This is a genomic window from Novipirellula aureliae (assembly GCF_007860185.1).
Taxonomy (GTDB): domain Bacteria; phylum Planctomycetota; class Planctomycetia; order Pirellulales; family Pirellulaceae; genus Novipirellula_A; species Novipirellula_A aureliae.
Map to the genome: position 1 here is coordinate 428,293 of NZ_SJPY01000004.1, position 22,140 is coordinate 450,432.

Sequence of the window (22,140 nt, forward strand, 5' to 3'; positions counted from 1 at the left end):
ACGCCAAGCCATAGGCGACCGCTTATGGAAAAGCTGACGCCTTCGGCTAAGCGTTAAACGATTAAATCAGCAGGCCGCTAGCCACCGGTCGCCGGCCCCCAGACCATCGCAAAAGAGTAGACCACATTGGGCTTGCTAGCCTGGCCGATCGCCGGCGAAGCCCAAACCGATACCGCGACGACACCAACAAGAAAAGAGAGCGTGAAGAACTTACATGGAGATTCCGATCGATGTGTCGGCCTCTGGCCTGAAAACGTGTCGGCCTCTGGCCTGAAAACAATGCGACGTCGGTCGAGAAGTGATGTTCGATCTGTCTCGATGCTTGCTCCGAGGCATCGAGGGAGTCGAGCAAGAGTGGCAATGGGTATCGCGACTGCCATGCCCCCAAAAAAACTTCCGCAACTTCCCTTTCACCCACAAATTCTCCTGAAGAGCCTCGGAAAAAAGGGGGCCCCGATTCCCGCCCCAGATGGGAGTGACGGAGGCAGCGCGATCCAATGTCCGGAGACTTCGGCCACGCAAACGCTACGTTCGAATCTGGATAAGCCGCCGCCGTCTGCAACCAACAATCAGACTGCCTGTCCCCCCCTACCCTCCTGTCTTCGCTTCGGATCAAGCATTCGGCATTTTTTCCAGATTCCGACAAGTTTTCCACTCTTCGCAGCTTTTGCTATCAAAATTCACTAACTCTTCATCTTGTAACGAGTTACGGCGATCGGGCATGGCATGCCAATAGATGCCGGGTGCCCCCCTAAACGTTGTAAGTTATGGCAAATCAATGACTTAGTTAGCCTCAATAAATTCGGTTTGACTTTGTAGAGCGAATCTCTAAGATTCCTCGTGTTGCCCACATTTAGTGTGTTCGATGGCATTTCGACACTACGGGTAGTGAAAGCATTGGCGGTTAGGCTTCTTTTGGCGTTTTGAACACTTGATCGGATTTTTCCGAATTTTGCGTGCACACGTCCCCAAGCATTCGCGGTGTCGCCACTACTGATCATGACTACCGGTCGAAATCAACTGATCGAATCTACTGATCGTCGACATGCAACCGCCCCTATTTTTTTTCGAAAAGGTCTGATTCAGGTGCTTCGCGAGGAACGCGAATAACCACTTTGGCACCCCAATCACGGCCCACGGACGAACCCCTTAGGAGTCTTAAAGGTATGGCTACGGTACTTTCTGCACAAACTCAAGAAAACGCATCTCTTGAGAACGATCCAGCGATCCAACGCGTCAACGAGCAGCATGGAGTCGATTACGCCAAGTCGCAATTTGGTACGAAGCTGCGTAAGTCCCGCACGAGTGATGGACTAAAGATTGATACGGTCTTTTGTCCGGACAACGGCGAAACGCCCTTTGCCACGACGACTTGGGATACCCGTAGTGCGTCGATCAAAGATGAGATGGGCAAGGCGTTGTTCGAACAGAATAGCGTCGAGGTGCCATCGAATTGGACTCAATTGGCAACCAACGTGGTTGTATCGAAGTACTTTTACGGCGATCCGCACAATGCAGGCGAGCGAGAACGGAGTGTTCGCCAACTGATTCATCGGGTAACCCGTACGATTACCGACTGGGGCTTGGCCGATGGATACTTTGATTCCCCCGCGGATGGCGATCGTTTCTATCGCGACTTGACTTGGTTGTGTCTTCATCAACATGGTGCCTTCAACAGTCCTGTTTGGTTCAACGTTGGGCTGCATGCTCAGTACGGCGTCATTGGCGATAAGTGCAATTGGCACTGGGATGCAGAAACACAAGACACCGCTCAGCCGGACAACCCCTACGAATACCCACAAGGCTCGGCGTGCTTCATCCAATCGGTCGCCGACAACATGGAAGACATCATGCGTTTGGCATGTAGCGAAGCGATGTTGTTCAAATTTGGTTCCGGTACGGGAACGGACCTGTCGACGATCCGCTCGCAACGAGAGAAATTATCGGGTGGTGGAACTCCGTCGGGTCCCTTGTCGTTCATGCGGGTCTACGACTCGATCGCTGGGGTCGTCAAAAGTGGCGGCAAAACCCGACGCGCTGCGAAGATGCAATCGTTAAAAGTTTGGCATCCCGATGTATTGGAGTTTATCGAGTGCAAATGGAACGAAGAGAAGAAGGCGCACGCGTTGATTCGCCAAGGCTACGAGTCGAACTTTAACGGTGAAGCATACAGCAGTGTTTGTTTCCAGAATGCGAATCTTTCGGTTCGCGTGACGGACGATTTCATGGAAACGGTTCGTGACAACAAGTCGTTCCAAACCCGCTGGGTTGACGAGAAGACTGCCGGCGAAGCCCCCCAGTACGATGCTCGCGAATTGCTCAACAAGATGGCTGAGTGTGCCTGGCATTGCGGCGATCCCGGCGTTCAGTACGACACGACGATCAACAAATGGCATACCTGCCCTAACAGTGGCGAGATCAATGCGAGTAATCCTTGCAGCGAATACATGTTCCTCGACGATACCGCTTGCAACTTGGCATCGATCAACCTGATGAAGTTCGTCGGTCGGGACGGCAGTTTTGATGTGGAAAGATTCCGAGCGGCATCACGATTGTTCTTCATCGCCCAAGAGATTCTCGTTGACCACGCGTCGTATCCAACCGAGCCGATTGCTCGCAACAGCCACGCGTTTCGCCCGCTGGGGCTCGGTTATTCGAATTTGGGCAGCGTCATCATGACCGCTGGCTTGGCATACGATTCGGATGCGGCGAGAGGTTTGTGTGGTTCGCTGACTGCGCTGCTTCATGGCGAAGCGAATCGCACGAGTGCCGAGCTGGCTGGCGCCGTCGGCCCATTCGATGGCTATGCCGAGAACGAGGCTCCGATGCTGGGTGTGATGCAAATGCACCGAGATGCATGTGACGAGATCAACGACGATGGCCCTGCCGAGCTGAAACAGGCTGCCACGCAGTTGTGGGAGGAAGTACTGAAAATCGGTGACAAGTACGGTTTCCGAAATGCTCAAGCGACCGTTCTTGCTCCGACCGGAACGATTAGTTTCATGATGGATTGCGACACAACCGGCATCGAGCCAGACATCGCGCTTGTGAAATACAAGCAGCTTGCGGGTGGCGGTATGCTGAAAATCGTCAATCGCACCGTTCGCTTGGGGCTCGAAAACCTCGGTTACTCGGAAAGCCAAGTTGAAGGTATTTTGGCGTACATTGATGAGCACGATACGATCGAAGGGGCTCCCGATTTGGATCCAGAGCACCTGAAAGTATTTGATTGTGCGTTCAAACCTGCCAACGGTGTTCGTAGTATTGCTTGGCAAGCACACGTAGCCATGATGGCCGCCGCACAACCGTTCCTGTCGGGGGCGATCAGCAAGACGGTCAACATGCCGAATGATGTCACGCCGAAAGATATTGCCGACGCCTATTATTGGGGCTGGGAACTCGGACTCAAAGCGATTGCGATTTATCGGGATGGTAGCAAGCAGTCACAGCCACTTAATACAAAGCAAGACGAGAAGGCGGACGCAAAGGGCGAAACCGTGAAGATCAAGACGGTCGAACGCGTCGTTTACCGTCCCGCGCGTGAACGTCTGCCTGATACACGCCAAAGTTTGACTCATAAGTTCAGCATCTCCGGGCACGAAGGCTATTTGTGTGTGGGACTTTACCCAGACGGACGTCCGGGTGAAATCTTCATCACGATGGCGAAGGAAGGGTCGACGATCGGCGGGATCATGGACAGCTTTGGAACCGCGTTGTCGATCGCTCTTCAATACGGTGTGCCTCTCGAAGTTCTTGTGAACAAGTTTAGCCATACGCGCTTCGAGCCGATGGGAATGACCTCGAACAAGGACATTCGAATTGCCAAGAGCGTGGTGGATTATATTGCCCGCTGGCTCGGGTTGACCTTCATGAGTGGTCACGGTGATTATTCGCCTTCAGCGGCGAAGGCTGAAAAAACCAACGATGGAAACGGCCCCACCACTGCAGCAACCAATCGAGCGATCGAAGAACTCCGCGAAGATGCCGGAGCAGCCGTCGCGATTGCTGAACGAGCAACGTTTCTAGCGAGTTTGCCAGATTCACATTCAGGCAACGGGCAACCAGGTAGCAACGGGCAACCAGGTAGCAACGGGCATTCGGGTAGCAACGGGCAACCAGGAAGCAACGGGCATTCGGGTGGGGACAGCGAGCAGGAGTCAAGGAGCGTTTTTGATCCGTCCGTCACTTCACAGACCGAGCAGTTCGCCCGCTTCCAAATGGATGCTCCATCGTGTGACAACTGCGGCTCAATCACCGTACGCAACGGCAATTGTTATCTGTGCCACAACTGTGGCAACAGTATGGGCTGCAGTTAACCGTTTGGTGTTTATCGAATCACGTAAATCAGGAAGCCACCGATTCGTCGGTGGCTTCTGGGTTCGCGTTTTGTCACAACGAAGAAGTTTTGTCACAACGAAGAATGAGGGTAAGAATCTGTCGTGGCGGTGGCTTCCAGCCGTAGCCTACCGCAGCAAGGTGCCCCCCAGCCACGATATTGCAAGCCTAATATCAAGCGGTGATATAGCACGAGGTTGGCCAGGCACGATTGGACTCGCGTTCCAGCCTGTATTTATCACGAATCCCATGCCTCATCGATAACGAAGCTTAACGATTTTCCCAAAACGTTTCCGGTAAGTTTTCGAAGCGACCTGAAACGTATTTACCCATCCCAAAATCTATGTCGCATTTTGATTCCTCCGGTCAGGCACACATGGTCGACGTATCGGCCAAATCAGTTACAGTCCGCGAAGCCGTGGCATCGGCGGAAGTGGTCATGTCGCCTTCAACGGCAGCATTTATTCGCGAAGGCACGACTGCCAAAGGGGACGTGCTTGGGATCGCCCGGATCGCTGCCATCAACGCTGTCAAGTTGACCTCCCAATTGATTCCGCTTTGTCATGCAATACCGATCGAAGCGGTATCGGTCGAATTTAATTGGAAGCAAACGCACGCGTCAGAGAACCGTGACGTGTTGCAATGCCTTGTCACCGTCCGTACGTCCGCCAAGACGGGGGTGGAAATGGAAGCGATGACCGGTTCGTCGATCGCCGCCTTGACCATCTACGACATGACAAAATCACTCGAAAAATCGATCGCAATTGGGCCTGTTGTTTTGGAGCGAAAATCGGGCGGCAAGTCAGGCGATTTTTCCCGATAGTCATTGGTGGTTCGCTGGTCTGAAACAAATAGGTGTGCCGCTTGCCTAAAAGCGTTACAATCGCTACGACCGACAAGCTCCCTCGCTTTCTGCAACGAAACAATTGGATCTTTCTCACACTTCTTCCAATGTGGGATAAACTGTGCCTTTGATCGCTCGTTGGCTCCTATTCATTCGTTCTTTCTGGCGTTTTTGCCTGATGCACTTGCAATCGTTTCTGCTGATCGTCGTCTCACTTAGCTGCGGCTCCCTGCCTCAAGGAGACGTCGACTTGCCTCGTGCGATCGGTGCCAGCATGGGGATGATAACCGCTTGGTGGTTGTTGTGTCACATTGCCGCTCGCACGACCGCCAACTACGTGCTTGCCGATCAGATCGAACCACTCGAGGGCGCTCGCTACTTAGAAAAACAGCTCGACATTTTTCGCTGGCTCGGGCTCGGGGTCATCGTCATGTGTTTAGGCGGTTTTGGCCTTGCTCGTGGAATCGACTCGGTTCCCATTTTAACCGATTCGATGTTATTGCAATCGATCGCGTTGTTGACGCCAGCGGTGCTTCTAGCCGCCGCGAGTTGGTCGGCCGAGCACCGTTACGGCGTTCGAATGGGATACGTTGACTCGGGAATTGGCGAACACTGGAGTGCAATCTCGGGGGCCTTTCGAAGCGGGATGGCTTGGTTAATCGTACCGATTGGTTTCTTGCTAGGAGTCGCTGATTTCGTCGGTCAATTGCCGATTCAAACGGGGACCGCAAATAGCATCCTGGCAATCACATCGCTACTTTTTCTGTGTGCGGGACTGCCATGGATTGTTTCTCGATTGTTCAAAACGGAAGCTCTGGATACGGCGACCAACGAATGGGTCACTTCGCTACTCGAAAATTCAGGACTGCGGCGCACCAAGGTTGCTCGCTGGAATACGAGCGGCCGGGCTTTCAACGCAGTCATCATCGGATTTTTGCCGCCGATTCGGACGATGTTGATTTCAGATCGTTTGCAGGACGAATTATCGCGAACTCAAATTGCAATGGTCGTTCTGCATGAAGCGGCTCACTTGCGACGTCGTCATGTCCCGCTACGAATGTTGGCGATCTTGCCTGCTTGGGGCTTCGGTGCCTTGGTTACTCATGTGGCGGGCGAGGCCAGCTGGGCGACGGCAGCCGGAAGTGCCGCGGGGCTATTGATGACGTTAATCGTCTTGCGAATGGTTGCCTACCGAACGGAGCTCGATGCCGATCTTCAGGCTTGTCGGATGGCGGTCGCGATCGCGCCATTGGTCGACGATGTTCCAACGACCTATGACGACGCAGCGACAACTCTCGGCCTCGCCCTGCTCCGCGTGACAGAGGAACATCCTCAAAATCGTCGCCGAACTTGGCTTCATCCAGGCGTGGATGAGCGCATCGAGTTCATGCGGCGAAATTGCCAAGCTGAAATCAAAAACAGCACCACCGCAGGAACCATCGCAAACCCCGCATAGCGATGTAGCAACGCCAATGTATGCATCGTCTCGGTTGATGGAATGGGCAACATGCAAACAAAGACGGTTAGAATCGTCAAAAAACCCGTTGCAATCGTCACCCAAAAACTGATTTTCTGCGCCGGACTTGCTTCTCCAGCCCCCAGCATACGGCCAACCCCAAACACTGCTAAAAGCGGTAGAGTGAATACCAAAACGCCACTCGCCATCATGTGAGCCAATAACATATTGCCGCCCACATGCGAACCGCCCAGCGATGGGAGGGAGGTGATTGTCAGAGCCACAACGCTAATCGCGAGCCCCAACCAACATAGACTTTCGAAGAGTTTCAACATAGCTTAAACAGATTTTTGGTTACCGGAGACCAGACGCGATGAAAAAGCACCGACGCCAACCAAGAGGACGACGAGCAGCACCACCAACGAACCGGCGATCAGAAATTTGAAGATCTTGCGGCCACCAAACAATTGGTTCCAAAGCAAAATTTGGTTCGCACTTCGACCACGAAGCTCCGCCATCGTGATTGCCGGTCCTTGACCGGGTGCGGGACCGACCGCCTGTACGACCGAATCAAAAATCACAGCCCCTTCGGCATGGCATTCAAGGCATCCGTTCACCCCGAGCGACCAACCGGCGGGGCGTACATTGTGTGCCAACGGCCAACGAACCATGTCGACCGATTCAGGATTTTTCAATTCGGACTTTTCCATTCGCACAAGTTCGCTGACATTGGTATCGACATCGACATCGACATCGCCCTCCGTAGCGGCACTCTTTTTGTAGATTCGTCCATTGGCGACATAGACGACCGCTTCGGCATCGAGTTCGTTTTCGAGCGCCGATAAAGTGGCAGAGACTTTTTCGTTGAATCGTTTTATGCCAGCTTCGATGCGAAAGGTTTCGATTTTCGCCAGTTCTTCTTCCGTCAGTTCTTCATCTTTCAAAGAGGCACGTTCCTCGCCGAGAATCTCTTTTCGCTCCGTGCGACTCGCCACGGGCATCACCAACTCGTCGACAAAGTTCCGCCGGACGCGTAGCGAGCGACGGGTCAAGTCATAGATTTTCGACGGATCAATCGGCGTCAATTCGCCATCGCGAATCGTTCCCCAGAATGCTGGCCATACGGCACGTTGGGGGTAAATTTTACCGTCTTCTCCGAGTCCAAAAACAGGAGCGACGATGCGTGGCAATTCACGGCCAGTCCGATGCCCTTTTTCACCAAGTCCATGAGCGAAACTGGTTAGCATCCCCATCGATTCGGGTTTCGGGACCGGACCGCTATGACAAGTCGTGCACGACATGATCTTGAAGTGTACCGGTGGAAGACCTTCGTGCAGCGGCTGCGGAGCGCCCATACGTCCACGTCGCAAGGTGATATCGACGCTCGGTGGTTGGCTTTGGCTGCTAGCCGCAGTCGGTGTCGCGTTGTGGCTCGATGTCCCAGCCGGATTCTCGGTTCCAAAGTGGCACCCGGAACAGCTCAGGGTCACCATTTCACGCCGTATCTGCGGGTCGTCGTAGGTTTCACTTTCGCCTTCGTAGCCGCGAATGGTATTGTGATCGATTCCATTTCGGTGGCAGTCAACGCAGGCCATACCGGCGCGGAGGTGGACGTCTTGGTCGTGCATCCATCGCTCTTCGATGCCATCGGGTCCGACGGTTCGTTGGCTATGGCATTGATAACATGCGTTATTGTCAGGCTTGCGCACCAGATCGATGAAGACGGTCCCATCGGGCGAGAAGATTCGATCGTCGTAGTCGACCTTGGGCAGATTGCTTTGAACCGATTCGTCAGCCGGATCGGCCCCCTCCCTGATTCGCGAGACTTTTCCATCGATTGTGCCGAGCCGCAGCCCGGCCGTTGCTGCCCAAGCAAAGTTGTCGTCCTTGATTTGCTCACGACGGGCATTAAAGTCGTAGCTGCCTTGGGACGCGTGACAGGACATGCAATCGATTCGAAGCATACCACTGAGTTTCCAACGATCGGAAACAACGTCATCCTGCTCAGGTGCGGCGACTCCACCACCGGGGATACGATCGCCAAACTGATGAGTCATCTGCCACGGAGTGATCCCCAGCTCGTTCGGGTTGAACAGTTGATCGTTCTTGCGGTAGGAAAGCGGAAGTTGGGTTCCCGTTCGTTCTTCGGTCCAGATCCAAGGTTCGCCTTGGCGACCGTCGTTGGTATCAGGCAGGAAAGCGTTAAAATGCCACCCATGTGAAATTGTGTCGTAATCGTGGCATCTCCCGCAAGTCATCAAAGGAGAATAGGGTTTTTGTGAGTCAGCATTGATTTTGTTGTTGGCGGCATCGTAGAGATCGATGTGATGCAGAAATGCGGAATCGCTATCGCTATGGGCAAAGCGGCTATCGGCCGCCTCGGCATCGAGTGCCCCACGGATCGCGACCATTGTCAAAAGCGAGACAACAAGAACAAAAACGTTTCGAAATCGCATCGGGGTTTCCATAAAACCGCTTCGATAAAACTTTAACTCGGCATAGCCGCAAAACGTAGCGAAAGTCGCCAAGACTTTCGCCCCGCACGCCCCCCCCCGACGAAACGGTTGACGAGTTCCGCTACAGGATTAGGCTACCCCATTCACGATTTGTCTAACAGCTACCATACTGGGACAGAGCCGACGACTCGGCCGCACAAAAATATAACCCAACCAAACAGGAGATGCGACCATGGGAAGATCTGGAGTCATTACTTTTAAGGGTAACCCAATGACGCTTGAGGGCGACGACTTAGCCGTCGGTGCCGCAGCCCCCGATTTCAAATTACACTATGCCGATGCAGGCATCCAAACGCTCACGTTAGCCGACTTAAAGGGCAAACCATCGGTGATTAGTATCGTGCCAAGTTTGGATACGCCGACGTGCGCCATTCAAACGAAGCGTTTCAATCAAGAGTTAGGATCGCTAGGTGACAAGATCCATTGTGTCACGGTAAGCCGCGATCTACCGTTTGCACAAGCTCGTTTTTGCGGTGCGGAAGATGTCAAAATGCGAACCGCCAGCGACTATCAAACGCATGCGTTTGGCAAGGACTATGGTGTGACGATCGAAGAATTGAAATTGTTAACGCGAGCCGTTTTCGTCCTCGATGCCGATGGCAAAGTGATCTACAAGGAAATCGTGCCGGAAGTAACCAACGAGCCCGATTATGCTGCCGCAATGGCCGCCATCAACTCCTTGGTGTAATCCATTTGATGCCTTTCACAATTTGTAGTGGATCTTGTTAAAGATCCCACACAATTTGTAGTGGATCTTGTTAAAGATCCCACACTGCATGGATCTTTAACAAGATCCACTACGCTCTACGCCCAAATGAAGATGTGGCAAAACAGTAGTGCTTTGTCTAAATTTGATTTCGGTTACCGCTAACCCTAAAGTTTGAATCTGGTTAAATCAGAAGCGATGACGCCAAACCCTGAAGCAATCGTGGTAGCCGCACTCTATCGATTTGTGCGGCTACCCGACTATCAACGACTCCAAGAACCGATTTTGCAGCAAATGGTCGCTGCATCGGTTCGGGGAACGCTCTTGTTGGCCGAGGAAGGCATCAATGGAACGATCGCGGGATCGCGGGAAGGGATCGATTCGGTGCTCGCGTTCTTGAGAAGCGACCCCCGTTTCTGCGATACGGATGTGAAAGAATCGTTTTGCGAGCAGATCCCGTTCAAACGAACGCGGGTGCGACTGAAGAAAGAAATCGTCACTCTGGGTGTCGACGGAATTGACCCCAATGACTCGGTCGGGACGTATGTTGACGCCAAAGACTGGAACGACTTGATCGAAGATCCTGACGTTTTGCTCATCGACACTCGTAACGATTACGAAGTCGCCATTGGGACATTTGAAGGGGCTACCGATCCGCAAACCCATTCGTTCCGTGAGTTCCCAGAGTTTGTCGACAAGCATTTGGCGACCGCAAAGCAATCGAAAGTGGCGATGTTTTGCACGGGCGGTATCCGCTGTGAAAAGTCGACGGCGCTGTTAAAGAAAAAAGGCTTCAAGCATGTCTATCACCTCCGCGGTGGAATCCTCAAATACCTGGAGCAGACCCCCGAATCGGAATCGAAATGGCGGGGCGATTGCTTTGTTTTTGATGAGCGAGTGGCGGTGTCGCACGGCTTGGCGGTCGCCGATCATGTATTGTGCTTCGGGTGCGGTTGGCCCGTAGACCGCCCGTCTCAATCACACCCCGATTTTCAACCCGGAGTCCATTGTCCGCGCTGTGTCGACAAGTTGACCGAAGAGCAAAAATCCCGGTTTGCCGAACGTCAACGACAGATCGATCTGACCCACTCCCGACAAGCCGAAACGATCGAGAAAAACGAATCTCCTGCAAAGGGCCAGCCCCCTTTTCGGACAATCCCTAGCCAAAACGGTGAAGATTTGCTTTAATAGTGTTTGGCGTGATCGGGTCATTGATTGGTCCCTTTCATGTTTTGACATTTATTCTTATGAGGAAAATTGATGGCGGAATTGGACCCCAAAGCAAACCAAGAAACCGAAGAAACGACTGCAGAAACGCCAGTAAAGAAGATGTTATTGTCGGAAATCAAGGCGTTACCCGAGGATTTGGACGAGGACGGTTTTGTCAGTCTTTGGAACATCGCGTCGGCATCTTGCGACAAAAACGTTGAACAAGCTCGCGAATTGGCCTCGAAATTGCTCTGCTTTTTGTGCCGCAAGAACTGCGATTTCGTCGTTACCAGCACATCCAATGCCCAGTATTTGGACGAACGCTTCGAACGAGACAAAAAGGTGCTCTACGATTGGAAGCCCGAAAGCGAGAACGTTGATATCATCTCTCAGCAAGCCGAAGTCCCCTACGAACCTTTCTTGTCCTTCCTGGCGAACCAAAAATTCGATCCGAGTGTAGCCAAGTACACGGCCACCCGTGCCGCTCGAGTCGAGTGGTTTCAAAACATGTGGTGTGTTGGATAAACGTTTTGATTCTTCATTTGTGGGCAGGACCATCGAAAACGAACACGATCGCACCGAAATCCTGCCCACTTCTCCCGTTGAAAGCCCAGCGCCAGGAGATCCTGCAACCCCAGATTTAGCAACCGGTTGCCGCTGGAAAAGCTGTCTTACCGTTTCATTGGTTTTGCTCATTCTGATCGGATGCGGCGGTGTTGGCGGTTATTGGTACTACGTTGGTCAACTCGAAAAGTACACTGCCACCGCCCCCGTTGTGATTCCGACCGTCGAGTATGCACCTGAGCAGATCCAGCGATTAGAGGCTGAGATCGAAACCTTTCGGCAATCGATCGAGCGAGAGCAACCGGAGCCACCCGATTTGGTATTGTCAGCCAACCAGATCAATGCCCTGATCGCCCGGCATCCCGAGCTAAAGGGGCGAGTGCATTTAGACATTCTCGATGATAAGATGGTCGGTGACGTCAGTTTCCCAACGGACGCGTTGCCCGGTGGTGAAGGGCGTTTTTTTAACGCCAAAGTAACCTTCGATCTGGCGATCGAAGACCGCTTGCTGAGAATACGCCTGGAAGAAGCGACGGTGAATGGCGAAGCGGTTCCCGATAGCGTGCTCGAGGCGATGGACAACCAGAATTTTACGAGTGAAATCAACCGCAATCCGAACGTAGCCCACTGGATGGGACGCTTCGAAAGCCTGACAATCAAAGACGGCAAAGTGTTCTTAAAGCCGAAGCCACCTGAACCGGCTGAGTCAACAAAGGCGGGTGTCGAAGATTTGGGGATTCGTTAGACCGCGAGATCAACGGGCCCCGCGCACCACACCGAAATCTCGCATCCCGATGGGCACACGGCTAAACAATTCATAAACACGCGGCCCGAGGGGCATGCGATGAAACAAGCGACCGAGACCGATAGGAACGGAACATGACAAGCGAACGGAAACAGGCGGAATGGATGCGAATTGTTGATGCCCGCAAAGAAGAATCCGCTGGAGTGGATTGCGAGATCCGTGGATGGGTGCGGACGCGGCGAGACAGCAAAGGTGGTTTCAGCTTTGTCGAAATCAATGATGGCAGCTGCCTAGGGAACCTTCAAATCGTTGCCCCAGCTGAACTCGACAATTACGCCGATGAGGTGCAAAAGTTGACCGCTGGGTGTAGCGTCGTGGTGCAGGGAAAACTAGAGACCTCACCAGCAAAGGGGCAGGCAACCGAATTGCAAGTGACATCGCTGCGTGTGCTTGGCTGGGCTGACCCCGACACCTACCCACTCCAGAAAAAGCGACACTCGTTTGAAAAGCTTCGCGAATGGGCTCATCTGCGGCCTCGTACGAATACCTTTGGGGCCGTCATGCGAGTCCGTAACCAGATTTGCCAATCGATTCACGATTTCTTTCACGAAAATGGGTTCCTTTACACGCAAACGCCGATCATTACTGCGTCGGACTGTGAAGGCGCGGGCGAGATGTTCCGCGTGACGACACTCGACTTGGATAGGTTGGCCAAATCGGGCGGGCCGGTGAAATATGATTACGACTTTTTCGGCAAACCATCCTACTTGACCGTTAGCGGACAACTCAATGGAGAAACGTTTGCGACAGCACTCGGTCGAATCTACACGTTTGGGCCGACGTTCCGCGCCGAAAACAGCAACACGTCACGGCACCTGGCCGAGTTTTGGATGGTTGAACCCGAAGCTGCCTTCTTCGACCTAGCCGACGACATGCAGCTAGCGGAGGACTTCCTAAAACGTATCTTCACCGACTGCTTGAATCACTGCGCAGAGGACATGGCGTTCTTCAATGAACGAATCCAAAAAGGAGTCCTCGAGCAAATACAAAGCGTTATCGAACGCCCGTTTGGACACATGACCTACACCGAAGCGGTCGAGGTGTTGGAGAATTGCAATGCGAAATTCGAGTACCCCGTTTCATGGGGTACCGATTTACAAGCCGAACATGAACGCTATTTGACCGAGCAACATGTGAAAGGGCCCGTCATCCTGACGGATTATCCGGCAGAGATCAAACCGTTTTACATGCGCGTCAGTGACGATCGAAAGACGGTTGCTGCGATGGACGTGCTCGTTCCAGGCGTTGGTGAAATCATCGGTGGTAGTCAGCGTGAGGAGCGACTCGACGTGCTGACAAACCGGATGGCTGAAGCGGGACTCAACGAAGAAGATTATTGGTGGTATCTGGACTTGAGAAGGTTTGGAACGGTGCCACATGCTGGCTTTGGACTGGGGCTCGAACGCGCGGTTCAATACGTCACCGGTATGGGAAACATTCGCGATGTGATTCCATTCCCACGGACCCCTGGCAACGCAGAGTTTTAATGGCTGCCGGTCGTCTTGCTCCATCACCAACCGGGGCTCAGCATCTAGGCAATGCCCGGACTTACCTACTTGCATACTGGGCGGCTCGCCACTTCGGTCAACGATTGGTGCTGCGTATCGAAGACATCGACTCACCGCGAGTCAAACCGTGGGCGATCGATCAGGCGATCGAAGATCTAGCTTGGCTGGGGATCAAATGGGATGAGGGTCCCTACCTGCAAACGGAACGTCGTGGGCTTTACCAAGCTGCCCTCGACAAATTGATCTTGGACAATCGTGTTTACCCTTGCACATGTTCACGCAAGGACATTGCGGCGGCGGCTTCGGCCCCCCATCATGAACACGAAGGGCACGTCTATCCAGGGACTTGTGCGTCGTGGTCGCTTGGCGATTCGCTGCCACCCGAGGGAACCTACTGTTGGCGGTTTCGCGTTCTCGATCGAGAGATATCGTTCGAGGATCGTGTTTGCGGGCACCAGAAATGCAACCCTGCACGTGAACTGGGCGACTTTCCGATCACTCAAAAAACTGGCAATATCTCGTACCATTTGGCGGTCGTTTTTGATGACGGTGCAATGGGGATATCCGAGGTGGTTCGTGGAGACGATTTGATAGTGAGTACGTTTCGGCATCGGTTGTTGGCGCAAGCCTTGGGGATTACGGTCCCCCGCTATGCCCACGTCCCGTTGGTACAGGGGCCGGACGGACGGCGGTTGGCGAAACGGCATGGCGACACGCGTTTGAGCACGCTGCGAGAGCATGGCATTGCTGCGGAGCGCATCGTCGGTTGGGCCGCCGCAAGCGCCGGGCTAACGGAGGCAACGAAGCAATCGAGTGCAGGGGAATCGAACTCGGCGTTCCAGCCGATTTCGGCCGACGAGGTGATCGCGACGTTTTCATGGGACAAGTTGGCTCGCGAGCCGGTAACCGTTTCGGATGATTTGTTCCAATAGCGGGGGTATCGCTAAATAACCAAGGGGCTGATATCTTTGTCCCGTTCAAACAACTGCCGTTACCAGAGGAGATTCGTACGTGTCGTTTTTTATTGGAATTGATGTAGGAGGCACAACGTCGACCGTCGCCATTGGCAATGACAAGCGAGAGATCATTCGGATTACCGACCAATTCTCTACGCGAGCCAACGAGGGTCCCAGTGCCACCATCGAAGACATCGCGACAAATATCGAAGCGGAACTTGCCAAGTTGGGCACCTCGGTAAAAGAGGTCGCGTCGGTGGTGATCGCGACACCTGGACCGGCGACACTTGACGGAGTACTTGGTCCGAGTCCGAATCTGCGACATCCTGAATGGGTGAATTGTGGGATTCGCCAACGCTTGCAAGATCGACTGTCGACTTCGCAATCTCCTACACCCGTTGCCTACCTCGGTGATGGGCAAGCAGCGGCACTTGGCGAATATGTGGTGCGTAGCAAGAGATTGGCATGGCCCGACGCGCCTCGATTGGATCCCAATGATCCCCAACCGAATCAACTCGATTCGCTATTCTTCTTGGCCGTTGGTACGGGACTTGGGGGCGGTGAAGTACGTGACGGTAAAGTTGTCCGAGGACGTAAAGGCCGAGCGGGACATGCCGGGCATGTGTTCTTGCCCTACGATGCGTTTCGTTACGAACATGATCGCAAGCTGATGGTGGGAAGAGCCGATAGTGCAGCCGAATCCGCGATCTCCTTAACCGCTCTGACGCATCAACTTGGATACCGATTGTCGCTTCCTCAGTGGCAGGACCATCCGCTCAATGATCAAGATGGCACCATCAAGGACAAAGCTCGCAAACTTCGCGAATTGGCGGCGGATGGCGACGAGTTGGCGATGGAATTGTTTGACGATCAGGCCGCGGCGCTCGGCATTGTCCTGTTGACCGTCAACTATATCGGCGATCTCGATCTGTTGGTGATTGGTGGAGGTGTTTGCGATTTGTCGCCCGATTTGCGAAAAAGGTACCTGCAAATTGCAGAAGAATCGTACGAGAAGCACGCGTTGCACGGCTTCGAGAATTCGGGTGGGTTCGCATTCTCCCAATGTGGTGACCAAGCATCCGTCATCGGAGCACTCGCCGAAGCCTACCAAGTCGTCAGCTCCTAACCACGTCTCTCCGAGACACGCAAAGGTAGCGGAAGTCGTCAAGATGTTCGGATTCGGACGGAGGTCGCACGCCACAACGAAACGCTTAACGAGTTCCGCTACAATTTTCCAGTTGTCCGCCTCGACGAGACGGGCTCAGTATCCTCCACCTCAAACACGATCCAAAAATTACCCATGTCGCTTGATCCAGATTTTGCCTCTGCGCTCGTTTCTCATTCGATGGAGATCGATGAGACGATCGCGTTAAAGCTTCAGCAATACGTGGAAGTTATGTGGCGGATGAACGAGCAACTCAACTTGACTCGCCACACGACGTGGGATTTATTCGTTGGTCGCGACTTGCGAGACTGCTTACAACTCGCCCCGCTATTGGAACCCGGCGAAGAGGTTTTGGATTTGGGGAGTGGCAACGGAATTCCGGGGATTCCCTTGTCGATCCTACGGTCGGACATCGAAGTATCCCTTGCCGAATCGGTTACGAAGCGAGCCAACGCGCTTGGCGAAATTGTCGAACAATTGGAGATTCCGGTACCTGTTTACGGAGCCCGAGGCGAAGATTTACTCGAGGATTTTCGGTTCACAACCGTCGTTAGCCGCGCCGTGGGTAGCATTGCCAAGTTTTGCCGTTGGGTCGAACCTCATTGGGGTAGCGTCGACCGATTGCTGCTAATCAAGGGGCCACGTTGGGTCCAAGAGCGAGGCGAGGCAAGGCATTTGGGAGCGCTTGCAAATCTGCAAATTCGCCGAGTCGCGATCTACCCGCTCGGCATCGATGACGTTAAAAGTGAGCTCGACGATTCGAGTGGAAGAGAGCCATCACTCCAAAGCGAACCAAACAGCGACACAGCCCCCGGCGAAGGGGTCATCCTGCAAATTTGGCCCTCTGGAAAACGCGGCGCCAAATACAATTAGGAATCCAATTCCACTTCGGCACACGTTTCTTCGCTTTCCCAAAGGCGTACCTTGTAAGCAGATGCGCCTGTGTCAACCAAGATCTTAGGGCAGACCTCGTGCAGCAAATGGATTGCCATATTTTCGGCCGTTGGATTCGAAGGCAATTCATAGATCCGGTGCGGTTCGCTCTGTCGAATCGCATTTAGCCCGTTTTCGTCTTGGTTCCACAAGATAAATGCGTGGTCCCAATTCTCATCGAGCCAGCCTTTGCATCGCGTTTTGAGCATTTTGAAGTCCAAAATCCGTCCAACTTCATCTTGCTCTCGTCCGGTTACGTAGATTTCAACCACATAATTGTGGCCATGCAAGTTTTGACATTTTCCTTCGTGACCGACCAAACGGTGCCCGGCACAGAAAGAAAAACGACGCATGATTCGAAGAGACATTTTAAGTGGCGTGTCCGATAGAAGGTGGGAGTCCAAGCTTTAGCCGTTTTGCGTGCCTCGATTCGTCTGAAAGCGATACTTTAGGCATCATGGCAATGACAACGGCTCACCGGGTGCTGCCCACGCGGTTTAACGATGGCTATCGCCGCCGTCGCGTGATTTTGCGGTGCATCGGATTCAGTTTTTTCGATGGCTTTCGAACCACTTCGGCCGGTGCCGTAGCAGTCTGGACTTGGGGTTCGTCAATCCCGTCAATGTGGTCGCGTTTCAACTCTTTGTTGATTCGCTGCTCAATACTCGTCAATACCTCTCCTTCACCGGGAACGACGAAGGTGAACGCAATGCCATCACGCCCCATTCGCCCGGTTCGTCCAACACGATGAACATAATCGTCACAATCCTGCGGCACGTCGAAGTTGATGATGTGAGAAATCGTACTGATATCGATCCCCCGACCGACGACGTCGGTGGCCACTAAGATACGAAGTTTGCGATCCCGCAATTGCTGCAGGACTCGGTCCCGCTCGCGTTGTGCCAGGTCACCGTGCATGCTGCCACAATCGTTGTAGGTTCGACTCAATTGTCGGTACAAGCGATCGGTTCCTCGTTTGGTACGGCAGAAAACGATCGCCTGCTCGGGGTCCTCACGTTCGAGTAATTTTTCGAGCAGCTCGACCTTTTTATTGTGCGCGACTGTAAAATAATGCTGTTCGATCGTGTCGACAGCGATATCTTTGTCGCAGCAATCGATCACGATGGGGTCGTACATGTAAGATTCAGCCAACTTTTGAACCGTTGGCGGCAAAGTTGCTGACAACAGCAGCGTTTGCCGATCTTTTGAGCATTTTCGCAGGATCCGTTCGATCTGAGGACGAAAACCGATATCGAGCATGCGGTCCGCCTCATCAAGCACGACGCACCAAACCTTGTCCGTCCGCAGCGAACGCCGTTGCAGGTGGTCGTGGAGCCGCCCAGGAGTTCCAACGACAATTTGCACACCGTTTTCCAGTGCTCGCAATTGTCGCTTGATATCCTTACCACCTGCCAAAACGGCCACCTCGGTCGGCTCGCCCTTCGCCAACATGACCGTTTCGCGACCGACCTGATCGGCCAATTCGCGAGTTGGGACGATGATGATTGCCTGTGGATCACGGCATTCTTCAAGCGGATCGAGTTGTTCAAGAATCGGAATCGCAAAGGCTGCCGTTTTGCCAGTCCCCGTGCGAGCCTGGCCGATCACGTCATCGCCTTCGAGAGCCAATGGGATTAATTTCGATTGAATGGGCGTGGGAGATTCAAATCCCGCATCCCTCAATGCACGCCGCATCACGGGCGATAGATCCAAGTCGTCAAAGGAGTCGATCGGATCGCTTTCAGTGTCTAGTACCTCAGTTTTCATTTGATAGAGTGTATCGAATGATTTCAATTCGCACTACGCGGCAGGGAAAAGTTACGCCAATATTTACGTTTTCGCCTCCCGATAAGCCTGGTTTTTCCAGCAATACCGGCAAAGAACGCGTGACATGTCGTCCACCTGACTTCATGGCTGCTTTCGCACGACATACGCTGTGCCGACGGTGTCTGTCATGACGAAACCTCGAATAAGCACCGTTTGCATCGTCGTCACAATCATGACGCGAACGGCTGCTTGTAGTGCTGGTCGCCCAAATCGTGGGCGAACCCCCTTGGTCCAACCGGGAGAATCCCAACGTGATAACCCCTCGTAGCCGCTCGAAAACGAACAAATTTAGCCTGCTTCGATCCGGTCGGACGGTTCGCAGAGGCGTCGAAAGGGTCTCACCATCGGTTTCGCTACCGCATGGGCAATCGGCAGTGGCGACGCCGGCAGTGGCGACGCCGGCCGAAAACACTCGTTTGGATGCCGTGAAGTCGGAGCCGAGCGGCATCGAGCAAAGCGTTCGCGAAATGATTCAAATGCTCAGCGAAACGGCTCACGACTTGCGTTCGCCTCTGACAACCATCCGCGAATCCGTTCGTTTGGTTCATGATGGCGAGGTCGGATCCGTCAGCGAGGAACAGCGATCGTTTCTTGAGTCGGCGATTCACCAATGCGATTGTATCGATCAAATGGTGGGTGAAATGCTGCATCTCGATCGTCTCCGCACCGGTTTGCCTCGAACCCATCGTCGCTGGATCCCGGTTTCCTCGATCCGCGATTCGGTGCAAGACACGATGGCGCCGTGGACGATGCCTCGCAATATCGCCGTCTTGTGGGATGGAGCCGACGAGCCTAGCCGGATGGTGTATGCCGATCCAGCGATCCTGCGACGATTGCTGGTAAACCTCATTGTCAATGCCATCCGCGTCACCCGCGAAAATGAGGAGGTACTGGTCCGAGTCTCGCCAGCCGAAAATGGCGAGGCGCTCCATTGGTCCGTCATCGACCAAGGTGCCGGGATTTCGCAGGCCCAAATGAAGCGAATGGAAACCGAACAATTCGCTTCGACTTCGGGCGAAGGTTTGGGGCTCGCCATTTCACGTCAATTAGCGGCGCTGCATTTCTCTCGCCTGCGGTTGAGGTCACGGGTCGGCTACGGGACCGAAGTCAGTTTCCAAACGCCGACCAGCGGTCCTCGATCGGTTGCCAAATGCTGGATTCGCTGGAGACAACAAATTGGCGCTCAACAAGCCGCACACGCCAATCAAGAATCGCTGTCACGAAGTCGCATTCAACGCCGCGTCCGCCTCGATCCGCCACTGCTATCGGTTGAGTTGTCCCAACAAGGCAATTCGCCTCGCTTTGCCAACCGTGTTTCGCTGGGAACGGTTTCGCTCGGGGCGGCGATGTCGCGTCCAGATGCGGATGAATTTGACCAGATGCTTCAAAAGGAATTAAGGCTGTTCGAACTGGCCTATCGAGTCGATACGCGTGCCTGGGTTTGTGTGATGGATGCCGATAACGAGACGCTGGCAAATCGCATGCAAAACATAAGTGACACCGCGGAGCAAACGATTTCCGCCGTCCGCTTAAAATGGAGCGATGCCAGCGTGATGGGGATCGACCATCCAATGGCCGCGGCAAAGCTAACCGATTTGCTGGTCCGAAAAACACTTTCGTCGACTTCGCAAACAACGATCGCAAACAACGATCAAGTTCGCTTGGGAACCGCACCGATTGAATCGTCCAATGCTGCCAGCGTACGACTCGATCAGGAACTGAAACGTTTGAGTGCTCAATTGCGCCGCCAAAGTAAAACGTTCAAGACACAGGCCGCAGCACTACGCCCTACCCCCTGAACTTTAGTCGAAACGCCGTCTTGACGGCTTCTGCTACGGGGGGAGATTGGCGTCTCGGAGAGACGCCGCTCGGCCTGTCGATTTAATCGTTTAACGCTTAGCCGAAGGCGCCAGCTTTTCCATAAGCGGTCGCCTATGGCTTGGCGTTAAACAATCAGTCGAGTCAAACCGATTAAATCGACAGGCCGTGCTACGGGCGGTTCATGATCCAGACCAAGATTCCGACTAGTACTAGTGCTACCAAGCACAAAAAAGTGATCGAGAACGTCCGCCGGAAAGATCGTGTCCGCTTTCGCGATCCAACACGAGGGTCGCCCAAAATACTCGCGGCTGGACGACTAGCTAGGTCAGGAATTTCGGGCTTCGGCAATGAGTCCATCGCCGATTCTGGTGGCTGCTTTCCGCTGGCTAATTGCGGCAACACCTCGACCGCTTGACGCCACTCTTGCCATCCATCCCGCCAAATCAGCGCACTCGCGGCCACCCGGCCTTCCCCAATCCACTGGTGAAACAAGTCCTCGCTTGCCGGTCCATATTGACCGCCACTCGGAGGCCGAACGTACCACGTCGATGTACCGTCAAAAAGTAACGGCGATGTCGCTTCGGTCCCAGGACTTGGATTGGGTTCGGGCGAGGATGCGGGGTTGGGTTTCGATATCGGATCGCCAGAAGAATCGACTTCAAGCGATTCGTCTGCCAAAACGTCTTCCTCGTCAGCTGCGTGATGGATCGCGGCGACCGAAGCAGGGTCGACCGCAGGAGAGAGCTCAACCGGCAGCGATTGTTCGCAATCATGTTCGGGTATACGAAACCGCGACGAGCAATTTGGACATACGCCCCGCTTGCCACCAAGTTCACTCTTAATATTGAGCTTCTTCCCACAAATGTGACAAGCGAACCGAATCCCCATCGTTTTCCTTGGCTCCTGTAGTGATTGAATCGCCAAAACACTTTGTTTTGTTACCCAAAGTAGTCTAGCGTAGTTAATCGCTCGCGTTCAGTCGTTCGTTGAGATGCATCAAGTCCGTTCGAAATCACGACGCGGCCCCGACAGGAAACGTAGGCGATTTGGGCAAACGGATACGTCTTGGATGCCGGGCTCCCGCTGGTCCACCCTGCCTACAGCCTACAAACGCTACAACCCACACTTTGCCGCCTACCTTGATTGGTTTGATAGCAAATTAACCAAGATTTCCTAGGATAGCAACCTAGGATCGACGATAGACACAAGCATGGGCACCAACGTGTTGGTGCGAAGAATTGATTTTCGATCCTTTGCATTGTTCACCGCCATTCACCGATTCATCGTCGTCAACTTCCCGTGACAGCGTCGAATTTCCTCGCACGATTGATCGGAATAAACCCCACTTCGAACTGCCGCGATGGCTGCTTCGGAGCGGTTGCGGTTGGCAGTGCCCAAGCTACCCTTTCCAAACCTAGAATCCATGGAGATACCACGATGCGTCGTGTATTGATTCCCGCTTTGCTCGCTGTTGCTTTCGTCGCTAGCAGTTCCG

The 22,140-nt window shown here is 53.6% G+C and carries 17 protein-coding genes; 12 read left to right on the forward strand and 5 right to left on the reverse strand.

Annotated elements, in window-relative coordinates; genetic code table 11:
- Positions 1-1,166 precede the first annotated feature (1,166 nt).
- From Q31b_RS13980 to Q31b_RS13990, 3 genes are all read left to right on the forward strand, one after another.
- Entirely contained in the window at positions 1,167-4,316 is a 3,150-nt protein-coding gene (locus Q31b_RS13980) for a vitamin B12-dependent ribonucleotide reductase (RefSeq protein ID WP_146600291.1), read from the forward strand.
- A gap of 362 nt (positions 4,317-4,678) precedes the next feature.
- The gene (moaC, locus tag Q31b_RS13985) at positions 4,679-5,158 is read left to right on the forward strand and encodes a cyclic pyranopterin monophosphate synthase MoaC (protein ID WP_146600292.1); all 480 of its coding nucleotides are present in this window, start codon (positions 4,679-4,681) and stop codon (positions 5,156-5,158) included.
- Positions 5,159-5,357: 199 nt separating this feature from the next.
- Positions 5,358-6,635 (forward strand): M48 family metalloprotease, encoded by a 1,278-nt coding sequence (locus tag Q31b_RS13990; RefSeq protein ID WP_146600293.1) that lies wholly within the window; start codon positions 5,358-5,360, stop codon positions 6,633-6,635.
- Here the strand turns inward: Q31b_RS13990 and Q31b_RS13995 are convergent.
- Together Q31b_RS13995 and Q31b_RS14000 are read right to left on the reverse strand one after the other, a co-directional pair.
- Complete coding sequence (locus tag Q31b_RS13995) at positions 6,536-6,970, reverse strand: hypothetical protein (protein ID WP_146600294.1); 435 nt, start codon at positions 6,968-6,970, stop codon at positions 6,536-6,538. The two genes, Q31b_RS13990 and Q31b_RS13995, sit on opposite strands and share 100 nt — an antisense overlap.
- Before the next feature lie 3 nt (positions 6,971-6,973).
- The gene (locus Q31b_RS14000; protein ID WP_146600295.1) at positions 6,974-9,091 is read right to left on the reverse strand and encodes a hypothetical protein; all 2,118 of its coding nucleotides are present in this window, start codon (positions 9,089-9,091) and stop codon (positions 6,974-6,976) included.
- 232 nt (positions 9,092-9,323) lie between these two features.
- On the opposite strand from Q31b_RS14000, the gene tpx reads away from it, so the two are divergent.
- The 8 genes from tpx (at position 9,324) to Q31b_RS14040 (ending at position 16,937) form a co-directional block, all read left to right on the forward strand.
- Positions 9,324-9,839 (forward strand): thiol peroxidase, encoded by a 516-nt coding sequence (gene tpx / locus Q31b_RS14005; protein ID WP_146600296.1) that lies wholly within the window; start codon positions 9,324-9,326, stop codon positions 9,837-9,839.
- A 216-nt stretch (positions 9,840-10,055) separates the two neighbouring features.
- A complete protein-coding gene (gene trhO, locus Q31b_RS14010; RefSeq protein WP_146600297.1) occupies positions 10,056-11,045 on the forward strand; it encodes an oxygen-dependent tRNA uridine(34) hydroxylase TrhO in 990 nt (329 codons plus the stop codon).
- A 72-nt stretch (positions 11,046-11,117) separates the two neighbouring features.
- A complete protein-coding gene (locus Q31b_RS14015; RefSeq protein WP_197171524.1) occupies positions 11,118-11,591 on the forward strand; it encodes a hypothetical protein in 474 nt (157 codons plus the stop codon).
- Between the two features lie 19 nt (positions 11,592-11,610).
- A complete protein-coding gene (locus Q31b_RS14020) occupies positions 11,611-12,375 on the forward strand; it encodes a hypothetical protein (RefSeq protein ID WP_146600298.1) in 765 nt (254 codons plus the stop codon).
- Between the two features lie 164 nt (positions 12,376-12,539).
- Positions 12,540-13,922, forward strand: coding sequence for an asparagine--tRNA ligase (gene asnS / locus Q31b_RS14025; protein WP_197171561.1), 1,383 nt, complete (start codon positions 12,540-12,542; stop codon positions 13,920-13,922).
- Positions 13,922-14,875 (forward strand): tRNA glutamyl-Q(34) synthetase GluQRS, encoded by a 954-nt coding sequence (gene gluQRS / locus Q31b_RS14030; protein ID WP_146600300.1) that lies wholly within the window; start codon positions 13,922-13,924, stop codon positions 14,873-14,875. The genes asnS and gluQRS overlap by 1 nt, the downstream gene beginning before the upstream one ends.
- A 79-nt stretch (positions 14,876-14,954) precedes the next feature.
- Positions 14,955-16,025: an ROK family protein gene (locus Q31b_RS14035; protein WP_146600301.1), complete on the forward strand. Its 1,071-nt coding sequence runs from the start codon at positions 14,955-14,957 to the stop codon at positions 16,023-16,025.
- A gap of 174 nt (positions 16,026-16,199) precedes the next feature.
- Positions 16,200-16,937, forward strand: coding sequence for a 16S rRNA (guanine(527)-N(7))-methyltransferase RsmG (locus Q31b_RS14040; protein ID WP_146600302.1), 738 nt, complete (start codon positions 16,200-16,202; stop codon positions 16,935-16,937).
- Here the strand turns inward: Q31b_RS14040 and Q31b_RS14045 are convergent.
- On the reverse strand, positions 16,934-17,365 hold the full coding sequence (locus Q31b_RS14045) for a 6-pyruvoyl trahydropterin synthase family protein (RefSeq protein WP_146600303.1): 432 nt from the start codon (positions 17,363-17,365) through the stop codon (positions 16,934-16,936). The two genes, Q31b_RS14040 and Q31b_RS14045, sit on opposite strands and share 4 nt — an antisense overlap.
- 139 nt (positions 17,366-17,504) lie before the next feature.
- Positions 17,505-18,764, reverse strand: coding sequence for a DEAD/DEAH box helicase (locus Q31b_RS14050; RefSeq protein WP_146600304.1), 1,260 nt, complete (start codon positions 18,762-18,764; stop codon positions 17,505-17,507).
- Positions 18,765-19,075: 311 nt separating this feature from the next.
- Between Q31b_RS14050 and Q31b_RS14055 the strand changes: the two genes are divergently transcribed.
- Positions 19,076-20,623, forward strand: a complete 1,548-nt coding sequence (locus Q31b_RS14055) for a sensor histidine kinase (protein ID WP_146600305.1) — start codon at positions 19,076-19,078, stop codon at positions 20,621-20,623.
- Between the two features lie 190 nt (positions 20,624-20,813).
- On the opposite strand, the gene Q31b_RS14060 is transcribed toward Q31b_RS14055, so the two are convergent.
- Entirely contained in the window at positions 20,814-21,533 is a 720-nt protein-coding gene (locus Q31b_RS14060; RefSeq protein ID WP_231617564.1) for a DUF4339 domain-containing protein, read from the reverse strand.
- Positions 21,534-22,140: the final 607 nt, after the last annotated feature.

Bases quoted from the DNA above. Each gene is read 5' to 3' on its own strand.
- Q31b_RS14015 (WP_197171524.1), top strand. From the start codon at position 11,118: ATGGCGGAATTGGACCCCAAAGCAAACCAAGAAACCGAAGAAACGACT.
- Q31b_RS14060 (WP_231617564.1), bottom strand. From the start codon at position 21,533: ATGGGGATTCGGTTCGCTTGTCACATTTGTGGGAAGAAGCTCAATATT.
- Q31b_RS13980 (WP_146600291.1), top strand. From the start codon at position 1,167: ATGGCTACGGTACTTTCTGCACAAACTCAAGAAAACGCATCTCTTGAG.
- gluQRS (WP_146600300.1), top strand. From the start codon at position 13,922: ATGGCTGCCGGTCGTCTTGCTCCATCACCAACCGGGGCTCAGCATCTA.
- Q31b_RS14040 (WP_146600302.1), top strand. From the start codon at position 16,200: ATGTCGCTTGATCCAGATTTTGCCTCTGCGCTCGTTTCTCATTCGATG.
- Q31b_RS14045 (WP_146600303.1), bottom strand. From the start codon at position 17,365: ATGTCTCTTCGAATCATGCGTCGTTTTTCTTTCTGTGCCGGGCACCGT.
- Q31b_RS14000 (WP_146600295.1), bottom strand. From the start codon at position 9,091: ATGCGATTTCGAAACGTTTTTGTTCTTGTTGTCTCGCTTTTGACAATG.
- tpx (WP_146600296.1), top strand. From the start codon at position 9,324: ATGGGAAGATCTGGAGTCATTACTTTTAAGGGTAACCCAATGACGCTT.
- asnS (WP_197171561.1), top strand. From the start codon at position 12,540: ATGCGAATTGTTGATGCCCGCAAAGAAGAATCCGCTGGAGTGGATTGC.
- moaC (WP_146600292.1), top strand. From the start codon at position 4,679: ATGTCGCATTTTGATTCCTCCGGTCAGGCACACATGGTCGACGTATCG.
- Q31b_RS13990 (WP_146600293.1), top strand. From the start codon at position 5,358: ATGCACTTGCAATCGTTTCTGCTGATCGTCGTCTCACTTAGCTGCGGC.
- trhO (WP_146600297.1), top strand. From the start codon at position 10,056: ATGACGCCAAACCCTGAAGCAATCGTGGTAGCCGCACTCTATCGATTT.
- Q31b_RS14050 (WP_146600304.1), bottom strand. From the start codon at position 18,764: ATGAAAACTGAGGTACTAGACACTGAAAGCGATCCGATCGACTCCTTT.
- Q31b_RS13995 (WP_146600294.1), bottom strand. From the start codon at position 6,970: ATGTTGAAACTCTTCGAAAGTCTATGTTGGTTGGGGCTCGCGATTAGC.